General features: G+C 62.5%; 19 protein-coding genes, 1 tRNA gene and 1 pseudogene. 8 read left to right on the plus strand and 13 right to left on the minus strand.

Features of this window, described 5'->3' with window-relative positions; translation table 11 throughout:
- Window positions 1–19 precede the first annotated feature (19 nt).
- The 3 genes from ACLFLU_RS01115 (at window position 20) to panE (ending at window position 3,080) form a co-directional block, all read left to right on the plus strand.
- Entirely contained in the window at window positions 20–1,369 is a 1,350-nt protein-coding gene (locus tag ACLFLU_RS01115; RefSeq protein WP_426410546.1) for an MATE family efflux transporter, read from the plus strand.
- A 90-nt stretch (window positions 1,370–1,459) separates the two neighbouring features.
- A complete protein-coding gene (locus tag ACLFLU_RS01120) occupies window positions 1,460–2,068 on the plus strand; it encodes a 2-hydroxychromene-2-carboxylate isomerase (RefSeq protein ID WP_426410547.1) in 609 nt (202 codons plus the stop codon).
- A gap of 88 nt (window positions 2,069–2,156) precedes the next feature.
- Window positions 2,157–3,080 carry a 2-dehydropantoate 2-reductase gene (panE, locus tag ACLFLU_RS01125; protein ID WP_426410548.1) on the plus strand — a complete coding sequence of 308 codons (924 nt, stop codon included), beginning with the start codon at window positions 2,157–2,159 and terminating at the stop codon, window positions 3,078–3,080.
- Window positions 3,081–3,155: 75 nt separating this feature from the next.
- On the opposite strand, the gene ACLFLU_RS01130 is transcribed toward panE, so the two are convergent.
- From ACLFLU_RS01130 to ACLFLU_RS01145, 4 genes are all read right to left on the minus strand, one after another.
- On the minus strand, window positions 3,156–3,749 hold the full coding sequence (locus tag ACLFLU_RS01130) for a c-type cytochrome (protein ID WP_426410549.1): 594 nt from the start codon (window positions 3,747–3,749) through the stop codon (window positions 3,156–3,158).
- A gap of 187 nt (window positions 3,750–3,936) precedes the next feature.
- Complete coding sequence (locus ACLFLU_RS01135; RefSeq protein WP_426410550.1) at window positions 3,937–5,205, minus strand: PQQ-dependent sugar dehydrogenase; 1,269 nt, start codon at window positions 5,203–5,205, stop codon at window positions 3,937–3,939.
- 348 nt (window positions 5,206–5,553) lie between these two features.
- Window positions 5,554–6,540: an NAD-dependent epimerase/dehydratase family protein gene (locus ACLFLU_RS01140; protein WP_426410551.1), complete on the minus strand. Its 987-nt coding sequence runs from the start codon at window positions 6,538–6,540 to the stop codon at window positions 5,554–5,556.
- 76 nt (window positions 6,541–6,616) lie between these two features.
- Window positions 6,617–6,691: transfer RNA gene (locus ACLFLU_RS01145), tRNA-Gly, on the minus strand.
- A gap of 274 nt (window positions 6,692–6,965) precedes the next feature.
- On the opposite strand from ACLFLU_RS01145, the gene trxA reads away from it, so the two are divergent.
- Together trxA and ACLFLU_RS01155 are read left to right on the plus strand one after the other, a co-directional pair.
- On the plus strand, window positions 6,966–7,886 hold the full coding sequence (gene trxA / locus ACLFLU_RS01150; RefSeq protein WP_426410552.1) for a thioredoxin: 921 nt from the start codon (window positions 6,966–6,968) through the stop codon (window positions 7,884–7,886).
- Window positions 7,887–7,998: 112 nt separating this feature from the next.
- Entirely contained in the window at window positions 7,999–8,676 is a 678-nt protein-coding gene (locus ACLFLU_RS01155; RefSeq protein ID WP_426410553.1) for an LON peptidase substrate-binding domain-containing protein, read from the plus strand.
- 17 nt (window positions 8,677–8,693) lie between these two features.
- On the opposite strand, the gene ACLFLU_RS01160 is transcribed toward ACLFLU_RS01155, so the two are convergent.
- The 4 genes from ACLFLU_RS01160 to ACLFLU_RS01175 form a co-directional block, all read right to left on the minus strand.
- Complete coding sequence (locus ACLFLU_RS01160) at window positions 8,694–9,113, minus strand: hypothetical protein (RefSeq protein WP_426410554.1); 420 nt, start codon at window positions 9,111–9,113, stop codon at window positions 8,694–8,696.
- Entirely contained in the window at window positions 9,103–9,924 is an 822-nt protein-coding gene (locus tag ACLFLU_RS01165) for an FAD:protein FMN transferase (protein ID WP_426410555.1), read from the minus strand. The genes ACLFLU_RS01160 and ACLFLU_RS01165 overlap by 11 nt, the downstream gene beginning before the upstream one ends.
- A 70-nt stretch (window positions 9,925–9,994) precedes the next feature.
- Window positions 9,995–10,465: an FMN-binding protein gene (locus tag ACLFLU_RS01170; protein ID WP_426410556.1), complete on the minus strand. Its 471-nt coding sequence runs from the start codon at window positions 10,463–10,465 to the stop codon at window positions 9,995–9,997.
- Between the two features lie 64 nt (window positions 10,466–10,529).
- A complete protein-coding gene (locus ACLFLU_RS01175) occupies window positions 10,530–12,086 on the minus strand; it encodes a hypothetical protein (protein WP_426410557.1) in 1,557 nt (518 codons plus the stop codon).
- Between the two features lie 230 nt (window positions 12,087–12,316).
- Between ACLFLU_RS01175 and ACLFLU_RS01180 the strand changes: the two are divergent.
- Window positions 12,317–12,430, plus strand: a pseudogene (locus ACLFLU_RS01180) (LON peptidase substrate-binding domain-containing protein); the annotation flags it as partial.
- Window positions 12,431–12,442: 12 nt separating this feature from the next.
- Here the strand turns inward: ACLFLU_RS01180 and ACLFLU_RS01185 are convergent.
- The 4 genes from ACLFLU_RS01185 to ACLFLU_RS01200 form a co-directional block, all read right to left on the minus strand.
- Window positions 12,443–14,956, minus strand: a complete 2,514-nt coding sequence (locus tag ACLFLU_RS01185) for an EAL domain-containing protein (RefSeq protein ID WP_426410558.1) — start codon at window positions 14,954–14,956, stop codon at window positions 12,443–12,445.
- A gap of 235 nt (window positions 14,957–15,191) precedes the next feature.
- Window positions 15,192–15,758, minus strand: coding sequence for a cytochrome b/b6 domain-containing protein (locus ACLFLU_RS01190; RefSeq protein WP_426410559.1), 567 nt, complete (start codon window positions 15,756–15,758; stop codon window positions 15,192–15,194).
- 48 nt (window positions 15,759–15,806) lie between these two features.
- On the minus strand, window positions 15,807–16,085 hold the full coding sequence (locus ACLFLU_RS01195) for a PepSY domain-containing protein (protein ID WP_426410560.1): 279 nt from the start codon (window positions 16,083–16,085) through the stop codon (window positions 15,807–15,809).
- A gap of 180 nt (window positions 16,086–16,265) precedes the next feature.
- A complete protein-coding gene (locus ACLFLU_RS01200; RefSeq protein WP_426410561.1) occupies window positions 16,266–16,616 on the minus strand; it encodes a hypothetical protein in 351 nt (116 codons plus the stop codon).
- 91 nt (window positions 16,617–16,707) lie between these two features.
- Here ACLFLU_RS01200 and ACLFLU_RS01205 point away from each other — a divergent pair, with 91 nt between their 5' ends.
- Together ACLFLU_RS01205 and ACLFLU_RS01210 are read left to right on the plus strand one after the other, a co-directional pair.
- Complete coding sequence (locus ACLFLU_RS01205) at window positions 16,708–17,238, plus strand: TetR/AcrR family transcriptional regulator (protein WP_426410562.1); 531 nt, start codon at window positions 16,708–16,710, stop codon at window positions 17,236–17,238.
- Between the two features lie 58 nt (window positions 17,239–17,296).
- The gene (locus tag ACLFLU_RS01210) at window positions 17,297–17,494 is read left to right on the plus strand and encodes a Trm112 family protein (protein WP_426410563.1); all 198 of its coding nucleotides are present in this window, start codon (window positions 17,297–17,299) and stop codon (window positions 17,492–17,494) included.
- 101 nt (window positions 17,495–17,595) lie between these two features.
- Here the strand turns inward: ACLFLU_RS01210 and ACLFLU_RS01215 are convergent, their stop codons facing one another.
- Window positions 17,596–18,813 carry a ubiquinone biosynthesis hydroxylase gene (locus ACLFLU_RS01215; RefSeq protein WP_426410564.1) on the minus strand — a complete coding sequence of 406 codons (1,218 nt, stop codon included), beginning with the start codon at window positions 18,811–18,813 and terminating at the stop codon, window positions 17,596–17,598.
- Between the last annotated feature and the right edge of the window lie 55 nt (window positions 18,814–18,868).

Consider the following 18,868-nt stretch of genomic DNA (forward strand, 5'->3'; position numbering starts at 1 on the left):
CCTGATGAAAGGCACATCCATGTCCGCTCCAAAACCGCTCTGGAAAAGCTTCCTGCGCTTCCTCGCGCCGTTGATGCTGAGCAACGCGCTGCAATCTCTGTTCGGTACCGTCAGCAATGTCTATCTCGGCCAGATGATCGGCGTGGATGCCCTCGCGGCGGTCTCGACATTCTTCCCGGTGTTTTTCTTCCTGTTCGCCTTCGTCATGGGCCTGAGCACCGGGGCCACCGTACTGATCGGCCAGGCCTTTGGTGCGGGCGAGCATGGGAGGATCAGAATTGTCGTCGCCACGACGCTCGCGGTCGGCCTGCTGCTCTCGATATCTGTCGGACTGGTCGGCGGGCTCTTCAGCCGGCCATTGATGATGGCGCTCGCGACGCCCGCGGACATTCTCGATCAGGCAAGCGCCTATGCCCGCATCATGCTGCTGACGATGCCGCTCGGATTCGTGTTCCTGCTAATGACGGCGATGATCCGCGGCGTCGGTGATGCGGTGACGCCGTTGCTGGCGCTGGCATTGTCGACAGCGATCGGCCTGATCCTGACGCCGATGCTGATCCGTGGCGCATTCGGACTGCCGGCGCTCGGCGTCACCAGCCCGGCCTGGGCGGCTGCGATCTCCAACGCAGTGACGCTCATCGTGCTGGCCGTCTACTTGCTGCGGAAAAAGCACGCGCTCGCGCCGGACGTCGCACTGCTGCGCCATATGCGGCTCAATCGCGCCGTGATCGGACAGATCCTCGGCATTGGATTGCCCAGTGCGGTCGGCATGGTCGTGATGGCGATCGCCGAGCTGGTTCTGCTCGGCCTCGTCAACGGCTTCGGCTCGGATGCGACCGCGGCCTACGGCGCGGTCAATCAGGTGATGGGCTACACGCAGTTCACTGCGATGTCGATTTCGATCGCGGTCTCGATCCTCGGCGCGCAAGCCATCGGCGGCGGCGATAGAGGCCGGCTCGACGGCATCGTCCGCATCGGCCTGACGTTCAACCTCGTGCTGACCGGCGGGTTGGTCACACTGATTTACCTGATGCCGCGCGCCGTGCTCGGCATCTTCATCACCGACAGCGCCGTGCTCGATCTGGCGAAAGGGCTGCTCTTCATTGCCCTGTGGAGCTCGGTGCCGTTCGGCCTTGCGACAACGTTTTCCGGCGCGATGCGCGCCGCCGGCGTTGCGCTGACGCCGATGCTGCTATCGATCTTCGCCATTGTCGCGATCGAGCTGCCATCCGCGGTGATCCTGAGCCGCACCATCGGCCTCGGTGGCGTATGGGCCGCCTATCCGATCGTGTTCTGCGCCATGTTCCTCTTGCAGATGGGCTATTACCTCCTGGTGTGGCGCAAGAAAGCGATCCGGCGCCTGATCTGATCGTCAAGATATTATGACCGTCATTAAACGGTGGACCTGTGGCGCGCCCTGCGCCACAATGGGCGAAAAGTGACGTCAGGGAGAACGAATTTGACCCGCACAGCCCCGCAGTTCCTGTTCGATTTCGGCAGCCCGAACGCCTATCTCAGCCATCTAGCGATCCCGGCGATCGAGCAGCGCATCGGCGTCAAATTCGAATATGTGCCGATCCTGCTCGGTGGCATCTTCAAGTCGACCAACAACAAGTCACCGGCCGAGACGCTCGCCGGCATCAAGAACAAGCGCGAATTCCAGCAGGTCGAGACCGAGCGCTTCGTCAAGCGCTTCAAGGTCCAGCCTTACGTCTTCAATCCTAACTTCCCCGTCAACACGCTGAACCTGATGCGAACCGCGATCGCGGCGCAGCTCGAGGGCGTGTTCGAGAAATACGTGGATGCTGCCTTCCACCACATGTGGCGCGAGCCGAAGAAGATGGACGACCTCGAGGTCGCAGCGAAGGCGCTAGAGTCCTCCGGTCTCGATGCCCAAAAGCTGTTCGCCCGCGCCCAGGAGCCCGAGGTGAAAGGCAAGCTGATCAAGAACACCGAGGAGGCGGTCGCCCGCGGCGCGTTCGGCTCGCCGACCTTCTTCGTCGGCAACGAGATGTTTTTCGGCAAGGAGCAATTGCGCGAGGTCGAGGAATTGGTGCTGGAGAAGTGATTTTCGGATCATAAGCAAATGAGCTAACTCTCTGGTGTCGTCCTGGCTTTCGCCAGGACGACGGAAGAAAAGCAATAAGGACAATCCCATGCGTATCCTCGTGGTCGGCGCCGGTGCCATCGGCGGCTATTTTGGTGGCAGGCTGTTGCAGGCCGGCCGCGACGTCACTTTCCTGGTCCGGCCGCGGCGCGCCAGCGAGCTCGCAAGCGACGGCCTCGTCATCAAGAGCCCGAATGGCGATGTGACGCTGAAGAATCCGCCGACCGTGCAGGCCGATGCGCTCAAGGAAAAGTTCGACGTCGTGCTGCTGAGCTGCAAGGCGTTCGACCTCGACGACGCCATCACCTCGTTCGCTGCCGCAGTCGGCCCGAACACCGCGATCATCCCGATGCTCAACGGCATGAAGCATCTCGACACGCTCGATGCGAAATTCGGCAAGGAGCGCGTGCTCGGCGGTCTCTGCGCCATCGCCGCGACCTTGAACGAGAAGCGCGAAGTGGTGCAGCTGCAGCCGATGCAGTCGATCAACTACGGTGAGCGCGACGGCAAATTGTCGGACCGCGTCAAGGCGATCGACGAAGCCTTCAAGAGCGGCATCAAGGGCGCCGCCGCAAGCCAGAACATTATGCAGGACATGTGGGAGAAGTGGGTGTTCCTGTCCTCGCTCGCCGCATCAACCAGCCTGATGCGCACCTCCGTCGGCAACATCCTCGCCGCGCCGGGCGGCCGGGACTTTTTGCTCGGCATGCTCGATGAAACCAGCGCGATCGCCACCGCGTCGGGCTACGCGCCGGGCGGTCCGTTCTTCGACCGCGTGAAGGGCAACCTCACCACCGAGGGTTCACCGATGACGGCCTCGATGTTCCGCGACATCAAGGGAGGCTTTCCCGTCGAGGCCGATCACGTGATCGGCGACCTCATCGCACGCGCCGATGCCGCCAAGGTCCCGGTGCCGAAACTGCGCATCGCGTACACGCATCTGAAGGCGTATGAGAAGCAGCGGGCAAGCTAGTCGTACTCACTCACCGTCCCGGATCTGCGCATCGCTTGTCCAGGACGACAGTGGAGTTTGCGACTACACCCAGCGCTATTTGAAATACGCGAGATAGTGCGCGACGGCGGTGATTTCCTCGTCGCTCATGTGATAGGCGACGTCGGCCATCGCGGCGCCGCCACCGCCGACGCGCTGGCTGGTCTTGTAGTCGCGTAGCGACTTGACCAGATATTCCTCGCGCTGACCTGCGAGCCGCGCGACGGCCTTGGTGCCGGCAAAGCTATCCGTGTGGCATGAGGCGCAGCGGCGGCCGAGGGCCACTTGCGTGCCTTTTTTCGACAGGTCCGGATCCTTGTCTTCCGCTGCCTTCGGCGGCGTCATGGCCGCGAAATAGGCGCCGAGACTGCGGACGTCCTCGTTGGTGATCTCCTCGGCAATCGGCTGCATCTGCTCGTTCTTGCGCGAGCCGGCGCGGAAGAACACGAGCTGCCATTGCAGGAATTGATCGGGCTGACCGGCCAGCGAGGGAATGTTCTCGGTCTGCGAGATACCGTTCTCGCCGTGACAGCCGGAGCAAACCGCAGCCTTCTCCTGGACGGCAGGATTGTCGGCGGCGCTTGCAGAGAGCGCGCCAAACATGAGGAGCGCAGCCGCGCTGATTGCGTGCGAGATGAACTGCCGGCGCATGATGAGGATTCCGATCTGTCGACTGCGTCATTCCGGGGCGCCTGAAAGGCGAGCCCGGAATCCATAACCACGAGTCGGGGTTATGGGTTCCGGACTTGCGCTGGCGCGCAATCCGGAACGACATCGAAGTTGAAATGAAAGAGGCTGCGGCGCCTTTCGAGCACCGCAGCCTCTCTGTCACGTCGCGCTACTTCTTGCTGTAGCTGATGCGATAGATCGCGCCGGCCCAATCGTCGGCGACGAGGATCGAACCGTCCTTGGCGAGGATGATGTCGTCGGGACGGCCGAGATAGCCCTGGTCACCTTCGATCCAGCCGGAGGCGAACACCTCCTTCTTGGCGTTCTTGCCGTCGGGCCCGACGATCACGCGCGTGATGTTGCCACCCTGGTACTTGTGACGGTTCCAGGAGCCGTGCTCGGCGATCAGGATGTTGTTCTTGTACTCGGCAGGGAATTGGTCGCCGGTGTAGAACTTCATGCCGAGCGGAGCAACGTGCGCGCCAAGATTCAGCACGGGCGGTGTGAACTCGGAGCACTTGTGGCCCATGGCGAACTTCGGATCGGGAAGGTCGCCCTGGTGGCAATAGGGATAGCCGAAATGCTCGCCCATCTTCGAGATCATGTTCAGCTTGTCGGAGGGCAGATCGTCGCTAACCCAGTCGCGGGCATTCTCGGTGAACCAGTACTTTCCGGTGCGCGGATCGACGTCGCCGCCGACCGAGTTGCGAACGCCGAGCGCCACGGTTTCAGCGTTGCCGGTCTTGGGATCGACGCGCCGGATCTGCGAGACGCTGGTCGGGGGAATGCCGATGTTGAAGGGAGGTCCGAACGGAATGTAGAACCAGCCGTCCTTGTCGGCCGCAAGGTACTTCCAGCCATGCGCGGCATAGGACGGCATGTCGTCATAGACGACCTTGCCCTCGCCGGGATTGTCGAGCTTGTTTTCGATGTCGTCGTAGCGGATCAGCTTGTCGACCGCGATGACGTAGAGCGCGCCGTCCTTGACGGCCAGACCCGTGGGCATGTTCAGCCCCTTGAGGATGGTCTTGACCTCTTTCTTTCCGTTGTTGTCCTTGATGGCATAGACGTTGCCGAGGCCAAACGAGCCGACGAACAGCGTGCCCTTGTCACCCCAGGCCATCTGCCGCGCGGCCAGCACGCCGGAGGCGTAGACCTCCATCTTGAAGCCCGCCGGCAGCTTCACCTTCTTGATGATGTTGGCGAGCTCGGCATCGGAGGCGCCGGTCGGCGGACCCGAGGGCGGCGCGAGGCCCTTCTGCGCCTCGGTCTCGTCGCCGAGGAACCAGTCATCCGGCGGATGGGTCCAGAAGTCCTTGGTGCCGGATTCGTACTTCTTCAGAGCCCGGTTCTTGTCCTGCTGCTGCGCGCTGGCGACGCTTGTCCCTGCGAGTAGGGCAACCGCTGCAAGCGCCAAGACGGATTGATGGAATTTCATCGCGTCACTCCCCTAAGGCAGCCGTCAGGGCTGCACGTTCTTTGTTTTGATGTTCGAATAGGCGAAGTCCGGAGTCTGTCGAACTGACAGACGCAAAAAGGTTAGCACATCTGCGAGCGGTGAGAAGCGCGTCGCGTGCGCTGCAGTTGCGCTCAATAAGGCGGCGACAACGGTCTCGCTGCAACGCGAAATCGCAATGACGCGCGCCTCATTTGCAGGCAACTAAATGGTCGACCAATCCAAAAACGCGAAAACAACCCCATGCACAGTAGAACGGCCAAGACCGGATGGTGCGCGGTGATACCTGCCACAGATCTGAAACATCGTGCGAATTGACAAAAGCGGCGACTATTTGGCGACGGGATACGGTCCATCGCCAAATTGCGTGTCGTGATAGAATTTCGCTCCCACCTCGCGCGCCAGAGAGCTGCGGAAATCGGTGCCAGCGCGCAGGCTGCGCAGCACATGGGCGAAATCGAACTCCGGATGCCAGCCCAGCTCGCGCCGTGCGCGGTCGTTGACATAGACGCGGTCGATCTCGGGAAAGAGCCGCCAGCCGCGCGACGCATAGAGCTGGGCGCAATCCGGATAGAGCTCGTGCACGACGCCGGCCACGTTGCGCGACAGCATAGCAAGGTGTTTTGGCTCGAACGGGGTTGTAGCCGAGACAATATAACGGCCAAAACCGCGCTCCGGACCGCGCTCGACGGCAAGCAGATGGGCGCTCACAGCGTCCGCTATATCCAGCCGTCTATAGAGCAGCTCGTTGGCCTGCGCATTCTCCAGCGCGTAAGCCGACCGCATTGCGGGATCGTCATCATCCTCCGGAAAGAACCGCGAGGTCCGCAACACGACGACCGGCAGCCCGCGCTCGCGAAAGAACAGCTCGCACAGGTTCTCCGCCATCAGCTTTGTGGCGCCGTAAATGTTCTTGGGCACCGACGGCAGATCCTCGGTGACCCACACCGCCGCCTGCCCGGCCTCGGGCCGGAGCTGCGAGCCGAACGCGCTGGTGGTGCTGGTGAAGACAAAACTCTTCACGCCAGCGGCGACCGCCGCCTCGAGCAGATTGAGCGTGCCGGTGACGTTGGTATCGACAAAGGCCTGCTTGCTGTGGGTCGCCACATGCGGCTTGTGCAGGGTCGCGGTGTGGATCACGGCGATGACGCCGTCCATCTGCGCCCGAACGAAGCCGGAATCGCCGATCGAGCCGACCGCATCGGTGAAGGGCGATGCCTTCAGGTCGATCCCGCGCGCCGGCAACCCTCGACGCCGGAGCGTCCGAAGAATGGCCTCCCCGAGGTGGCCAGCACTGCCGGTAACCAGAATTGTCATGTGAGACCAAAGCCAGCCGCCAGCGGTGTGGAAAACCACGGCCCGCCCTGATTTGGCTGGATGCTCGGGAAAAAATTGGAGCGGGCGAAGGGGCTCGAACCCTCGACCCCGACCTTGGCAAGGTCGTGCTCTACCACTGAGCTACACCCGCATCCTGTGTCGGTCGCGTGACGCGCCGGCAACGGCTGTCGTATGCCAAAAGCGGGCGGCGAATGCAACAGCTACCGACGGCATAGATTCGCTTTCGGAGCCCCAATATGAGCCCGAACCCGGCCGAATCGCCCGCAAACGCCCCGGAATCGCCGAATCGGCAGCCATGGATTGAAATTCGGCCGCCCTGGCCCAATTTTAGGGCCGACAACGAAGCATATGCGATGGCGACGTGCTAAAGACCCGCCATTCCAGACATCAGACGAGGGGATCCCGTGACGATCATCGACCAGGGTAACGGCGCGAGCCCGGCTGCAGCCGATCTGATCAAGGACACCACCACCCAGACCTTCGTGAAGGACGTCATCGAGGAATCGAAGCGCCAGCCGGTGCTGATCGACTTCTGGGCGGAGTGGTGCGGCCCCTGCAAGCAGCTTACCCCCGCGCTGGAGAAGGCGGTCAAGGCGGCCAAGGGCAAGGTCAAGCTGGTCAAGATGAACATCGACCAGCATCCGGCGATCCCGGGCCAGATGGGCATCCAGTCGATCCCGGCCGTGATCGCCTTCGTCAACGGCCAGCCCGCCGACGGCTTTATGGGCGCCGTGCCGGAGAGCCAGATCAATGCCTTCATCGAAAAGGTGACCAAGGGCGTCACTGCGCCCGGCGAGCCCAACATCGCCGAGATTCTGCAGGAAGCCGAGGCCGTTCTCGCCGAAGGCGACGCCGCAGCGGCCGCGCAGATCTACGCCGAAGTGCTCCAGTACGATTCGACCAACATCGCAGCGCTTGCCGGCCTCGCCAAATGCTATGTCACCTCCGGCGCGATGGAGCAGGCCAAGCAGACACTGGCCATGGTGCCGGAATCCAAGCGCAACGATCCCGCCGTGAAGGCCGTGCAGGCCGCGATCGACCTTGCCGAGCAGGCCGAACAGCTCGGGCCCATCACTGAGCTGGAACAGAAAGTCGCCGCAAATCCGCTCGATCATCAGGCACGCTTCGACCTCGCCACCGCGCTGAACGCGCAAGGCAACCGGGCCGCCGCCACCGAGCAGCTGCTCGCGATCGTCAAGCGCGACCGCAAATGGAACGACGACGGTGCCCGCAAGCAGCTGGTGCAGTTCTTCGAAGCCTGGGGCGGTGCAGACGAAGCGACCGTCGAGGGGCGCAAGCGCTTGTCGACGATCCTGTTTTCATAAGGAAAACGTCGTTATTGCTGGAGCATGACCTTGTCGGAAAACCGCTTCGCACTTTGCGCTAACGCGGCCCTCCGGGTCCGGATCGTGCTCTAGCGACGTCAGCGGGGACCAGATGCCGATCAACATCGAATATCGCGGCCCCGCCGACCTTCCGGAAATCATCCCGGTGTTTCCGCTGCCGGGCGCGCTGCTGCTGCCGCGCGGCCAGATGCCGCTCAACATCTTCGAGCCGCGCTACCTCGCGATGGTCGACGACAGTTTTCGCGATGGCCATCGCTTGATCGGCATGATCCAGCCGGACGCGGCGCATTCGCCGAAAAATTCCGACAAGCCGGCGCTGTTCCGTGTCGGCTGCGTCGGCCGGATCACCCAGCTCGCCGAATCCGGCGACGGCCGCTACATCCTCGAGCTCACTGGCGTCGCGCGCTTCAAGGTGATCGGAGAGCTCGGGGTGCTGACCGCCTACAGACAGTGCAAGGTGGACTTCTTCGCCTTCGTCGACGACTTCACCGCGCGCAAGGGCGAGGACGAGGTCGATCGCGAGGCGCTGCTGACGGTGCTGGCGGATTTCCTGAAGGCCAACAATCTCAAGGTCGACTGGGAAGGCGTCGAGAGCGCGCCCAACGAGGCGCTGGTCAATGCTCTGGCGATGATGTCGCCTTACGGCCCCGCCGAGAAGCAGGCGATGCTGGAAGCGCTGGATTTGAAGACCCGCGCCGAGATATTGATCGCGGTGACCGAGATGGATCTCGCCAAGAAGCGCACCAGCGGCGATCCACCGTTGCAATAGCACGGGCCTGCAGGACGCTACCGTGGCTCCCGTCGACCCAGCCAGATGTGAAGCGGAAGCATCAGGGCCAACGAGAATCCGGTGCCCAGGTGGATCCAGCTCATCCAGGGCCGTACCGCTTCTGATCCCAGGTAATAGAGCCCGAACGCCGTCGCGATCAGCACGGCGTTGAACGACGCCATGACCGATCCGGAAACGACATTCTTGCCGCTCCGCCAGGAGCGCAACAGGTGCACCGGAATGAGGGCGCCAAGCAGCAGCAGCGCCAGCATTGCGACACCGCCATGGATCATCAGCATATTGGCGGCGATCTGCTGCCATACCTCGTCGCCGGCAGCGTCCTTCTGCCAGTCCGCCACGAGCCAACCGGCGCCGGTCAGAATCAGCGCCGCGAACGCCGCGTAGATTGCGTAGCGAAATGATGTTCTAAGCCGCAAGGTGCACCGCGTGATGCCAGTCGGAGGTGATCTGAATGTCGCCGTCGGCCGGGATCAGCAAGGCGCCGGCCTGGTAATGTTCAAGCAGTTGGCCCGCATCGGTCCCGGAGATCATGACGATCTTGGTCAAGGCGTCGGCAATCATGCAGGAGGGCGCGCGAATCGAGACGCCGTCGATCAGACTTGCCGGCCTCTGAGTTGCGGGATCAATCACCGCCGAACAGCCCGGCTCACTGCTTTCGAATGGCTCGACGCGACGCGCCGTTGAGGCCAGGGCTTCATCTGTAACGTCGATGCGGCAGATCGATCGGCCTGGGTCGCGGGGATCGCGGACGTGAACTGCGCGCGGCTCCGCGCCAAAGGCCCGAAGGTCGCCACCCGCATTCACCATGCCGCCTGGAACGCCAAAATCGCGCAGCGCGGCCACCGCTCGGTCGACGGCGAAGCCCTTGGCTATGCCACCAAGGTCAATGGTGACATCGGTCGATCGAAAGCGGGCCTTGTGGTCCGGAAGCAGCTCAATCGCGTCGGCGAAGCCCGCAACCGGCGTCGACGCCGGCTTACCCTGCACGAGCGGCAGCAACCCCATCGTCTGCAACGCCGGTGCGATCGTGATATCAAAAAGCCCGCCAGAGCGGCGATGCAGCTCGACGGCGGTCTCCAGCACCTCGAACGTCCACGCATGAACGCTCAAGGGGCGAGTGCCGGCTTCGCGGTTGAGCCGGCTGACGTCGCTATCCGGCTCATGAAAGCTCATCAGCCGATGCACCTGCGCAATGGCGTCAAATGCGGCGTCGATGGCGCCGTCCATGTCGGACCTGCGAGCGCCCGCAACCTCGATTTCCACGAAGGTGCCGAGCAGCGGCCTTGCGCGACGAATGCTATCGGAGACGATTGCCATAGGCTGCCAATATTCTTTTCACGCCTTCGGTGACATGGGTCGATGACAGCGTCGCGCCGGCGATGTTCCTGATGTCGCCGTTGATCTTGAGCGCACTGCCGCTGGTCTTGCCGACGAATTGTCCGAGCCAGCTCGGGCTCCTGATGTCGCCGCCATAGGATTCCCGATATTCCAGGATCTCGATCTTGTGGACGGCACCCGCCGGGGTCAGCGACACTGCGTAGTCGATGAAGAGGTGCTTGCCGACGACCCGGTCGAACACGAAGAAGCCGACAACCTTGCCGCCGGCCTCGGCCTTCCAGACGCGGCCCGCCTGAACTTCGGAAAAATGTGTCGCGGACGGAAAGGCCTCTTTCTGCGCTTCCTCAATCGACAGATACCGAACGGCATAGGCGGGAGAGGCAGCAGACAAGATCGCTGCAGCCGGCAGGGAGTATCGAACCCAATTCATAGTCACCTCGTTCCTGGCCCTCTCATCAGGCCTCGCAATGTTGTCCCAAGCGACGCTGTCGGCATCAAAAGAAGAACCCGACGCCGCCGAGGAATGAATCCGAAAGCGCGCCGGTCGCGCTCTTGTCGATCACACGCTGGTAGGTCGCCTTCAGCACAATCTTCGGGGAGGGGAAGACCGCAAAGCCGGCGGTGTGATACTGCCGCTGTCCCTGACCGGTCGGCAGATTGGCGTCGGTACCGGCGAACCCGCCGGTTTGCAGGTTCATATAGGTATAGCGATAGAACGGCACCGCCTCCCACTCGCTGTTCAGGATGGTCCCGAGCGGCACGTGATAGGCGATCTCGCCGGAATAGCCGTACATCGACTTGCCGACATTGTTGGTGGGGTCGGAGTCGTTGTTGGCACGCAGATTCTCCGGATGTCCGAAGTCCACGCGGACATATTCACCGCGAAGCTCGAGGCCCGTGTCAGGCACGCGGTAGCGGAACTCGGCGTCGAACATCGCGAGGCTCGACTTGCCGAGGAAGTTGCCGAGATCATCATGCGCACCGCGCGGCGTCGTATTCGGCGAGAAATAGGCGCTGACGCTTCCCGCGAAGCCCGGCCAGAATGTCGGCGTGAAATCGAGTCGACCTGACACGGCGGTCGCATTGTTGAGCTGCTGGAAGTCGCCAAGCGGGGGCCTCGAAAACCCGAGCGCGTTCATGCCATCGATGCCCGCGGCATACGACGTGCCGGGAAGAGGGACAGTCTTTGCGGCGGTGCGATTGTCGAACGAGTCGCCGAAATCCTCGTTGCTGGTGCTGACCATCACCTGGTATTTGACGTCCTCGGTGATGGTTCCATAGACGCTGCTGGACGGGACCTTCCAGGTCGACGGAATCAGACCGTTGTAAAGCTCGGGCCGGCCGACACTGTAGAATTGCGTCGGCTCGTGATGCTGGTTGATGTATCCGATCGGGACGAGATCGACGCCCGGCGAACGCCAGTTGAATTGATCGATGATCTTGAAATCGACCCAGACCTGTTCGATCTCGGCGGTACCGTGCAGCTTGTCGTCGTTGTCGAAGCCTGCCCCCGCGTGCTCGAATTCGATCTCGGCGTTGAAGATGATGTTCGGCGTGATCGCATAGGTCGGCAGAAGAACGAATCTTTGCGCATCAAACCCCTTCTGCCACTGGCCGCCGGCGGCGGGATTTTGCACCGTGCCGAACTTGATCTCCCCGTATGCTCCGATGCTGAGACCCGCGACCGGAGAATCGGCGAGGCCAAGAATGGGTTTATCCGGTGAGGACGGTAAGGGCGGCAAGGCGCTCCACTCTTTCGAACCGGGCCTGCTCGACTTCTCGGACTGTTGCACATCAGGCTTGGCTTGCGTGTCCTTTGGTTCAGGCGCTGACGCAGCTGCGTTGGCACTCCTGACTGTGGCCGATTTTGCGGCTGGCTTTGCGCCTGCATCGGCCATCGGGCGATCCTGTTTCTGCTTCAGCTCGCCCTCGAGCTGCTGGATGCGCTGCTCCATCTTCTCGAGCTTCTTCAGCAACAATTCGTTCGAGCCGCCGTCCGCAGCGAAAGCCGTGCCAGAACTCACGATCGATATAGCGGTGGCTGCGAGCAAGACCGACCTGCCGCAATACCGGCGGCGTTCGAGTTGCGACGTGAGTGGACCGGCGGAAACGTCCGATGACATGTGAGCCCCCAAGGAATTGCGACATCCGGACGCAGGAAAAGCTGGCAAGCGCGCTCTTGGGAAGCGGAAACAGTCAGAAATGTTCAGTAGTGAAGCTAGAATCGCTCCACATTAGAATTAGAATAAGTCTACGGGCTTATGTCGCCCTGCGCCGAGCCGAGCAGACCATGCTGGAGGCGCCGGACCTCAAGACCCGAGCCGAGATCTTGATCGCGGTGACCGAGATGGATCTCGCCAACAAGCCCACCTCGGGCGATCCGCCGCTGCAGTGACCGCCTGAATACTCACGCAGCGCGGATAGCTGTCTTTACAGTTTGCCTGGCACCTCGCCGCAGCATTTTCGCGACGCTGGATGCAGGCATCGGCCGGCTGAGATGGTAGCCTTGGGTTTCAACGCACCTCTCTTGGCGGAGAATGTCCAGCTGCTCCTTCGTTTCGACGCCTTCGGCGGTCGTCGTCTTGCCGAGGCTGACCGCGAAACGAACCACGGCTCGCGCGAGATGCTGCGCCTCTTTGCTCGCGCTGGACAGGTCGTTGACGAAGCTGCGGTCGATCTTGATCTTGTCGAACGGGAATCTTTGCAGAAAACTCAACGATGAATAGCCGGTGCCGAAATCGTCGAGCGCGATTCGTACGCCGAGCTCGCGCAGTTGACCGAGTGTTGCGAACACAGCTTCGCTGTCATGCATGATCACCGTCTCGGTCACCTCGAGCTCGAGCCTGTGCGGCGCAACGCCCGAATTCGCCAGCGCGCCGATGATGACCGGGACAAGCTCCTTGCTCCTGAATTGAGCCGGAGACAGGTTGATCGCGATCCTGAGATCGGCAGGCCATTTGGCGGCTTCTGCACAGGCGGTCCTCAAGACCCATTCTCCCAGCGGCACGATCAAGCCGGTCTCTTCCGCAAGCGGGATGAATTCGCCGGGCATGACCAGACCTCGCTCCGGGTGATGCCAGCGCAGCAGGGACTCGAAGCCGCGGACTTCGCCGGTCGCGGCATCGAAGATTGGCTGGTAGTGAAGCTCGAATTCACCGCCGGCAATCGCATCCCGCATGTCGCGTTCCAGATTGCGTCGCGCATGCATGAGCTGATCGAGTTCAGGCTCGAAGAAACGGAACGCACCACGTCCGCCACTCTTGGCCGAGTAGAGGGCAAGATCCGCGCTCTTCATCAGAACGTCGGAATCCTCGCCGTCGCGCGGCGCGATGGCAATGCCGATGCTGGTGCCCACCGTGACCCGATGATCGCCGAGATCGAAGGGTTCGCAAAGCGCTTTTCTGATCTTCTCGGCGAGGGAGGCGGCCTCCACAGCCGGGTTGGTCACGTAGTCGATCACAGCGAACTCGTCGCCGCCCAGTCGGGCGATCAACGCGGTTTCCGTGCTGCAATCGCGCAGACGCGCAGCTACGGCGCACAACAGGGAATCGCCCGCCGGATGTCCTAGCGTGTCGTTGACTTCCTTGAAGCGATCGAGATCGAGCATGAGCACCGCAAGATCGAGACCGCCATTGCGCGTAACTGCAAGGGCATGCTCCATCCGCTCTCTGAGCAGCACCCGGTTCGGCAGATCGGTCAGCGCGTCGTGCTGCGCCATATGAGTGATCTTGGCCTCGGATCGGCGTTGCTCGGTGACGTCAAGATGCGTGGCCACCCACCCGCCGCCGGCCATTGGCTGCCGCATCACGCAGATCAACCGACCGTCCGCGAACTCGTCGATTCTGCTCGAGACTGCGTCGAACGGCAACGCGGCCAGTTTCGAGACGAATTGCTCGGCTGCGCCCTCGTTGGTACCACCCTTGAGGATACCGTTCACAACGCGATGCCGGATGATGTCGGCGTGCGGTGTCCCCGTTCTCAGCAATTCCGGCGGCAACTGGTAGAGCCGGGCATAACGCTCGTTGCAGACGACAAGTCGCTTCTCCGCATCGAACATGCAAACACCCTCAACCATATTGTTGATGGCGGTATCGAGCCTGAGCTTCTGCTCCTGGAGCTCTCTTTGCGAACCTTCGAGCTGCTGCCGGGCGATCGACAGCTGGCCGATGATTTCCTTGAACCTGCTGGTTCTGGTCGCAAGGTGCTGATCCGCCAGCACGCCGACAAGACTCATCCCCAGCACCGACAGTGCCACACCGGCGATCGCCACGGCGAGAAAGGCGGGCGAAAGCAACAATGTATCGTTGTTCAGCGTCGGGTCCGGAACGATCAGCACGGCCCCCATGGCCGTAAAATGATGCGATACGATGGCGAGCGTCAGCAGCAATGCGGCGACGAAGGTCCCCCACTTGCCACTACGACCCAGAGCGACCGCGAGTGCCGCGTAGCCGAGGACCATGCCAAGCGCGATCGAGACGAACACCAGACCCAGCGACCAGGTCACGTGGCCCGGCACTTCGAGGGCCCACATGCCGAGATAGTGCATGCTCGCGATACCAGCGCCGATGATGCCGCCGCCGGCAGCCGCGCGCCATCGGCCGGCGCTGCTGACGGCAACGCCAAAACCGGCCGACGTCAGGATCATCGCCACAGCGAGCGACAGCGCCGTCAGCGCGATGCCGTAACCGGTCGAGACGCCAGGCTCGTAGGCAAGCATTGCTACAAAATGCGTGGCCCAGATTCCGTAGCCGATGGCGGCGCCGGCGATCGCAATCCAGATCAGCCGCCTCTTGGCTCGCGATGCGATCGCGCGATGAAAGATGCTGACGGCGACGATGCTCGCAGCAAAGCAAATCAGACCGGCGAGCAAGACAAGCCGCCAATCATGCTCTGCCGTAAGGCAGGTAAAAACGCGGAACATCGAAATCGCTCCCTCGTCAATGCTTCGACAATTGATCCGAGAGGACTTTCTCCACGTTTAATTTTCTACAATGCCCGGTTGCATGCCTATCGTGAGGTAAACGTTGCTCGGCGATGACGCAAATGGGCGGTAATTTGGTGCGGGTGAGAGGTCCAATTCCCGTGAAACCACGTGGCCTGTATGCGCGGCGGGATAACGGCGGTGCAATCCTTCCGTCCAGGACAACACATCCCACTCAGCGATGATGACGGATGCGCTTTCGTCCGGTGAACATCGCGCGGACCAGGTTTTCGCGTTGAAGCATCCCCATCAGCACCACGCCCACGACGTGCAGCACGACGAGGATGATGACGGCGTCGGATGCGTAGGCGTGGGTGTCCTCGATCCACCACACGCCGAAGAAGGTGACGGTCACCGACAGCGCGCCCGTGATCGCCGAGACGGCGAGCGACAGCAGCAGCGCCACCAGCATCAAGGTGCCGGCCGGATTGAGCCCGATATAGCGGCCGGTGATGCCGCGGCGCAGATTCCAGAGATAGCCTGGCGCTGCGTGAAGCCTGACGCCGACCATGCGAAACCGCGAATAGCGACTTCCCAGAAAACCCCAGACGAGACGAAAGGCGAGAAGCCCGAGTACCGCATAGCCGACGATGCGATGAAGCCTGTCATAGATCGTCGGGGTGAACCACGCGACCACAACGCTGGCCGCGAGAGCCCAATGCCAGAGGCGCAGCGGGAGATCCCAGACCGCGACCGTTCGATCCGCGGGGGTCCGATTGGGCACCCCGCGCGTGTCTGGCATCGCTTTGTCGTTCAAGCCGTAGCTGCCCTCAAGGATGACCTGGTCAGATCACTTGGCGATCGTGTGCTTCAGGCTGAGATCTTCCGGGCTGTAGAACAGCTCGTAGAGCTTGCCTTCCTTGACGCCGTAGACCTCATAACACGAGCCTTCGATCTTGGAGCGCCGCACCTCGTAGCCGGCCGCCTTGGCCTTGGCTTCGGCATCGCTCGCCGGCTTCCACGACGCCTTGTCGAGCTTGGTGCAGTCTTTGAAACCGTCGGCCATCGCAGTCGACCCCACGCCGATCCAGACCGTCAGTGCAATGGCAAGAACACGAATGACTCTCACGAATGTCTCCTTCTCTGTCGTGTGCGCGAAGCGCGCCCGAAGGAAGCAAAGGAGGAGGTGAAGTCAATCGGGGTACGGAGCCGCGATGCCTTAGAGATATTCTAACGGGAGCCAAAAGATCAGCGCTCTCCGCAAGCAGTGCGCGTTTGCAGCAACGCTGCGGCCTTAAGTCTCATGACGTCAGTAGCCGGCCACTGCCATCACCACGACCACGCTCAGCGCCATCCAGCCAAAATGCCGGCCACGCGTCGCCCATGCGTTGGCGCAGGCGGAGAAGCCGAACACGCAGACCATGGTGATGACGATCCAGCGGCGCGCCGGCGCGGAGTCCATCCAGGGCGTCGCGATCAGGAGCACGCCGCACCCGATCCACGCGACGGTCGAGGCCTGCCAGACCAGGCGGATCAGGGTACGGAGCCGCGGTGGCTCGATCGTGGCGCGGGGAAAGACCTTGGTCTCGCCGAGGATGCCATGGATGAGGGCCACCACGATGGCGAGGAATCCGGCGCACTGGAGCAAGAGATCACGCATCAAGGTCTCCATACATATGTGTATGGTGGGATAGACTCTGGCGCGACACCTGTCAATACACTAGTGTACGGTCAGAATTTCGGAACCCGACATGACCGACCAGCTTTCCGCCGACGACTGGATCAGCCAGGGCATCAAGGCACTCACCAAGAGCGGCTTTACCGCGCTGAAGGCCGATCCATTGGCAAAGGCCATGGGCGTCTCCCGCGGCAGTTTTTACTGGCATTTTGCCGATCTCGGCGCGTTCCACGCGGCCGTGCTGAAACGCTGGCGAGAGATCGCGGCCGAAGAGATCATCGCCGGTGTCGAGGCCGACAGCGACGAGCCGCTGACGACGCTGCTGCGCAGGACCTTTGGCGCCCGGCTCGATCTGGAGCGCGCGGTGCGCAACTGGGTCGCGTTCGATCCAGCGGCACAAGCGGCCGTGCGCGCCATCGACCGGCGCAGGCTCGATTATATCGAGGCCCTGCTGCAACGACGCGGATTCTCCGCGGCCATCGCGCAGGCACGCGCGCAGATCCTGTACTGGACGTTTTTGGGCTATGCGCTCTCGAGCCCCCAGCTGCCGGCTGCACGGCTGCAGGGCCTGCTCGACGAGATCCAGCGGATGGTATCGGCATAGCCCGCGATGGGCGTGCGCAATTTTCTATGCTACAGGCAGCCGATCGCCGGAGACCACGATGAACGCGCCCACCGAACGCCCCGAAAACAGCGTCGATCCCAAACTGCTGGAGACCCTGGTCTGCCCGCTGACCAAGGGCCCGCTGGAATTCGATTCCACTAGGCAGGAGCTGATCTCGCGCAGCGCCAAGCTCGCCTATCCGATCCGCGACGGCATCCCGATCATGTTGCCGGAAGAGGCGCGCAAGATCGATTGAGCAATTCGCAGCCCGGATGGAGCGCAGCGAAATCCGGGGCACCGCAAATGACGCACCAAACCCCGGATTGCGCTTCGCTCCATCCGGGCTACGAATCGGCGCTACAGCGCCTCGCCCTTCAGCAATTTCGGGATCTCACCCGTCAAACCCGCCGCCTGGCGGATGAAGAGATTCTTCAGCGGCGGGGTGCGGTCGACGATGCCGAGGCCGATGTCGCGCACTGTGCGCAATAGCGTCGACTGGTTCGAGAACAGGAAGTTCAGCGAGTTGGTGGCCACCCCCATCGCCATGGTGTCGAAGCGGCGCCAGCGCTGGTAGCGCTCGAGCACGTCGGCGCCGCCGAGATCCATGCCGAGCCGCGCGGCATCGACCACGACCTCGGCCAATGCGGCGACATCCTTCAGGCCCATGTTGAGGCCCTGTCCGGCAATGGGGTGAATGACGTGAGCGGAATCGCCGACCAGCGCGAGGCGCTCGGCGACGAAGGAGCGCGCCACGAAATAGGACAGCGGGAACGCACGCGGCTTGTCGAGCGCCTTGATCTCGCCGAGATGCAAGCCAAAACGCTGCTCGAGCTCGCCGTGAAATTCCTCGTCGCTTAAGCCAATGATGCGCGCGGCCGCTGCGCGGCGCTCGGTCCAGACCAGCGACGATCGCTTGCCGGTCAGAGGCAGGATCGCAAACGGACCCGCGGGCAAGAAGTGCTCTTCAGCACGGCCTTCGTGATCGCGCTCGTGGCCGACGGTGACGACGATGCCGGATTGATCGTATTCCCAGCCATGGGTGGCGATGCCGGCACGCTCGCGCAACTTCGACTTCGCACCATCGGCCGCGACGAGCAGGCTCGCGGCAATCCTGCTGCCATCGCCGAGCGTCACATCCACGCCATCGGCGCTCGCGTCGTAGGACGCAACAATCGTCGCGCGGAGATCGATGCCTTCAGCTTCGGCGCGGACCACCAGTGCATCGATCAGGCGGCGGTTCTCGACCATATGCGCAAAGGGCTCGCCGGGGGCGACATCGCCGGCGAAATTCAGAAACGCCGGACGCGTGGCGTCCTCGAGCTTGGAATCGGTGACGACCATGTCGAGGATCGGTTGGGCCCCGGCCTTGACGTCGTCCCAGACGCCGAGCGCCTCGAACAGGCGGCGGCAAGCCGCGACGATGGCGGTCGCGCGGGGATCGCGGCTCGGCCGTGTGGCGAACGCAGGATCGGCGACGATGACGGGAATCTCGGGTCCGAGTCCCTGGCGCAGCGCCAGCGCCAGCGCCAGACCCGCAAACGCGCCGCCGCCAATGACTATGCTATTCTGTGACATACCAAATTCCCGGCCAACTCTTGGTCTTGCTAGCAGACTTGAGGTGGGCGAAACA

It is taken from the genome of Bradyrhizobium ganzhouense, assembly GCF_049949285.1.
In the GTDB taxonomy this organism is placed as follows: domain Bacteria; phylum Pseudomonadota; class Alphaproteobacteria; order Rhizobiales; family Xanthobacteraceae; genus Bradyrhizobium; species Bradyrhizobium ganzhouense.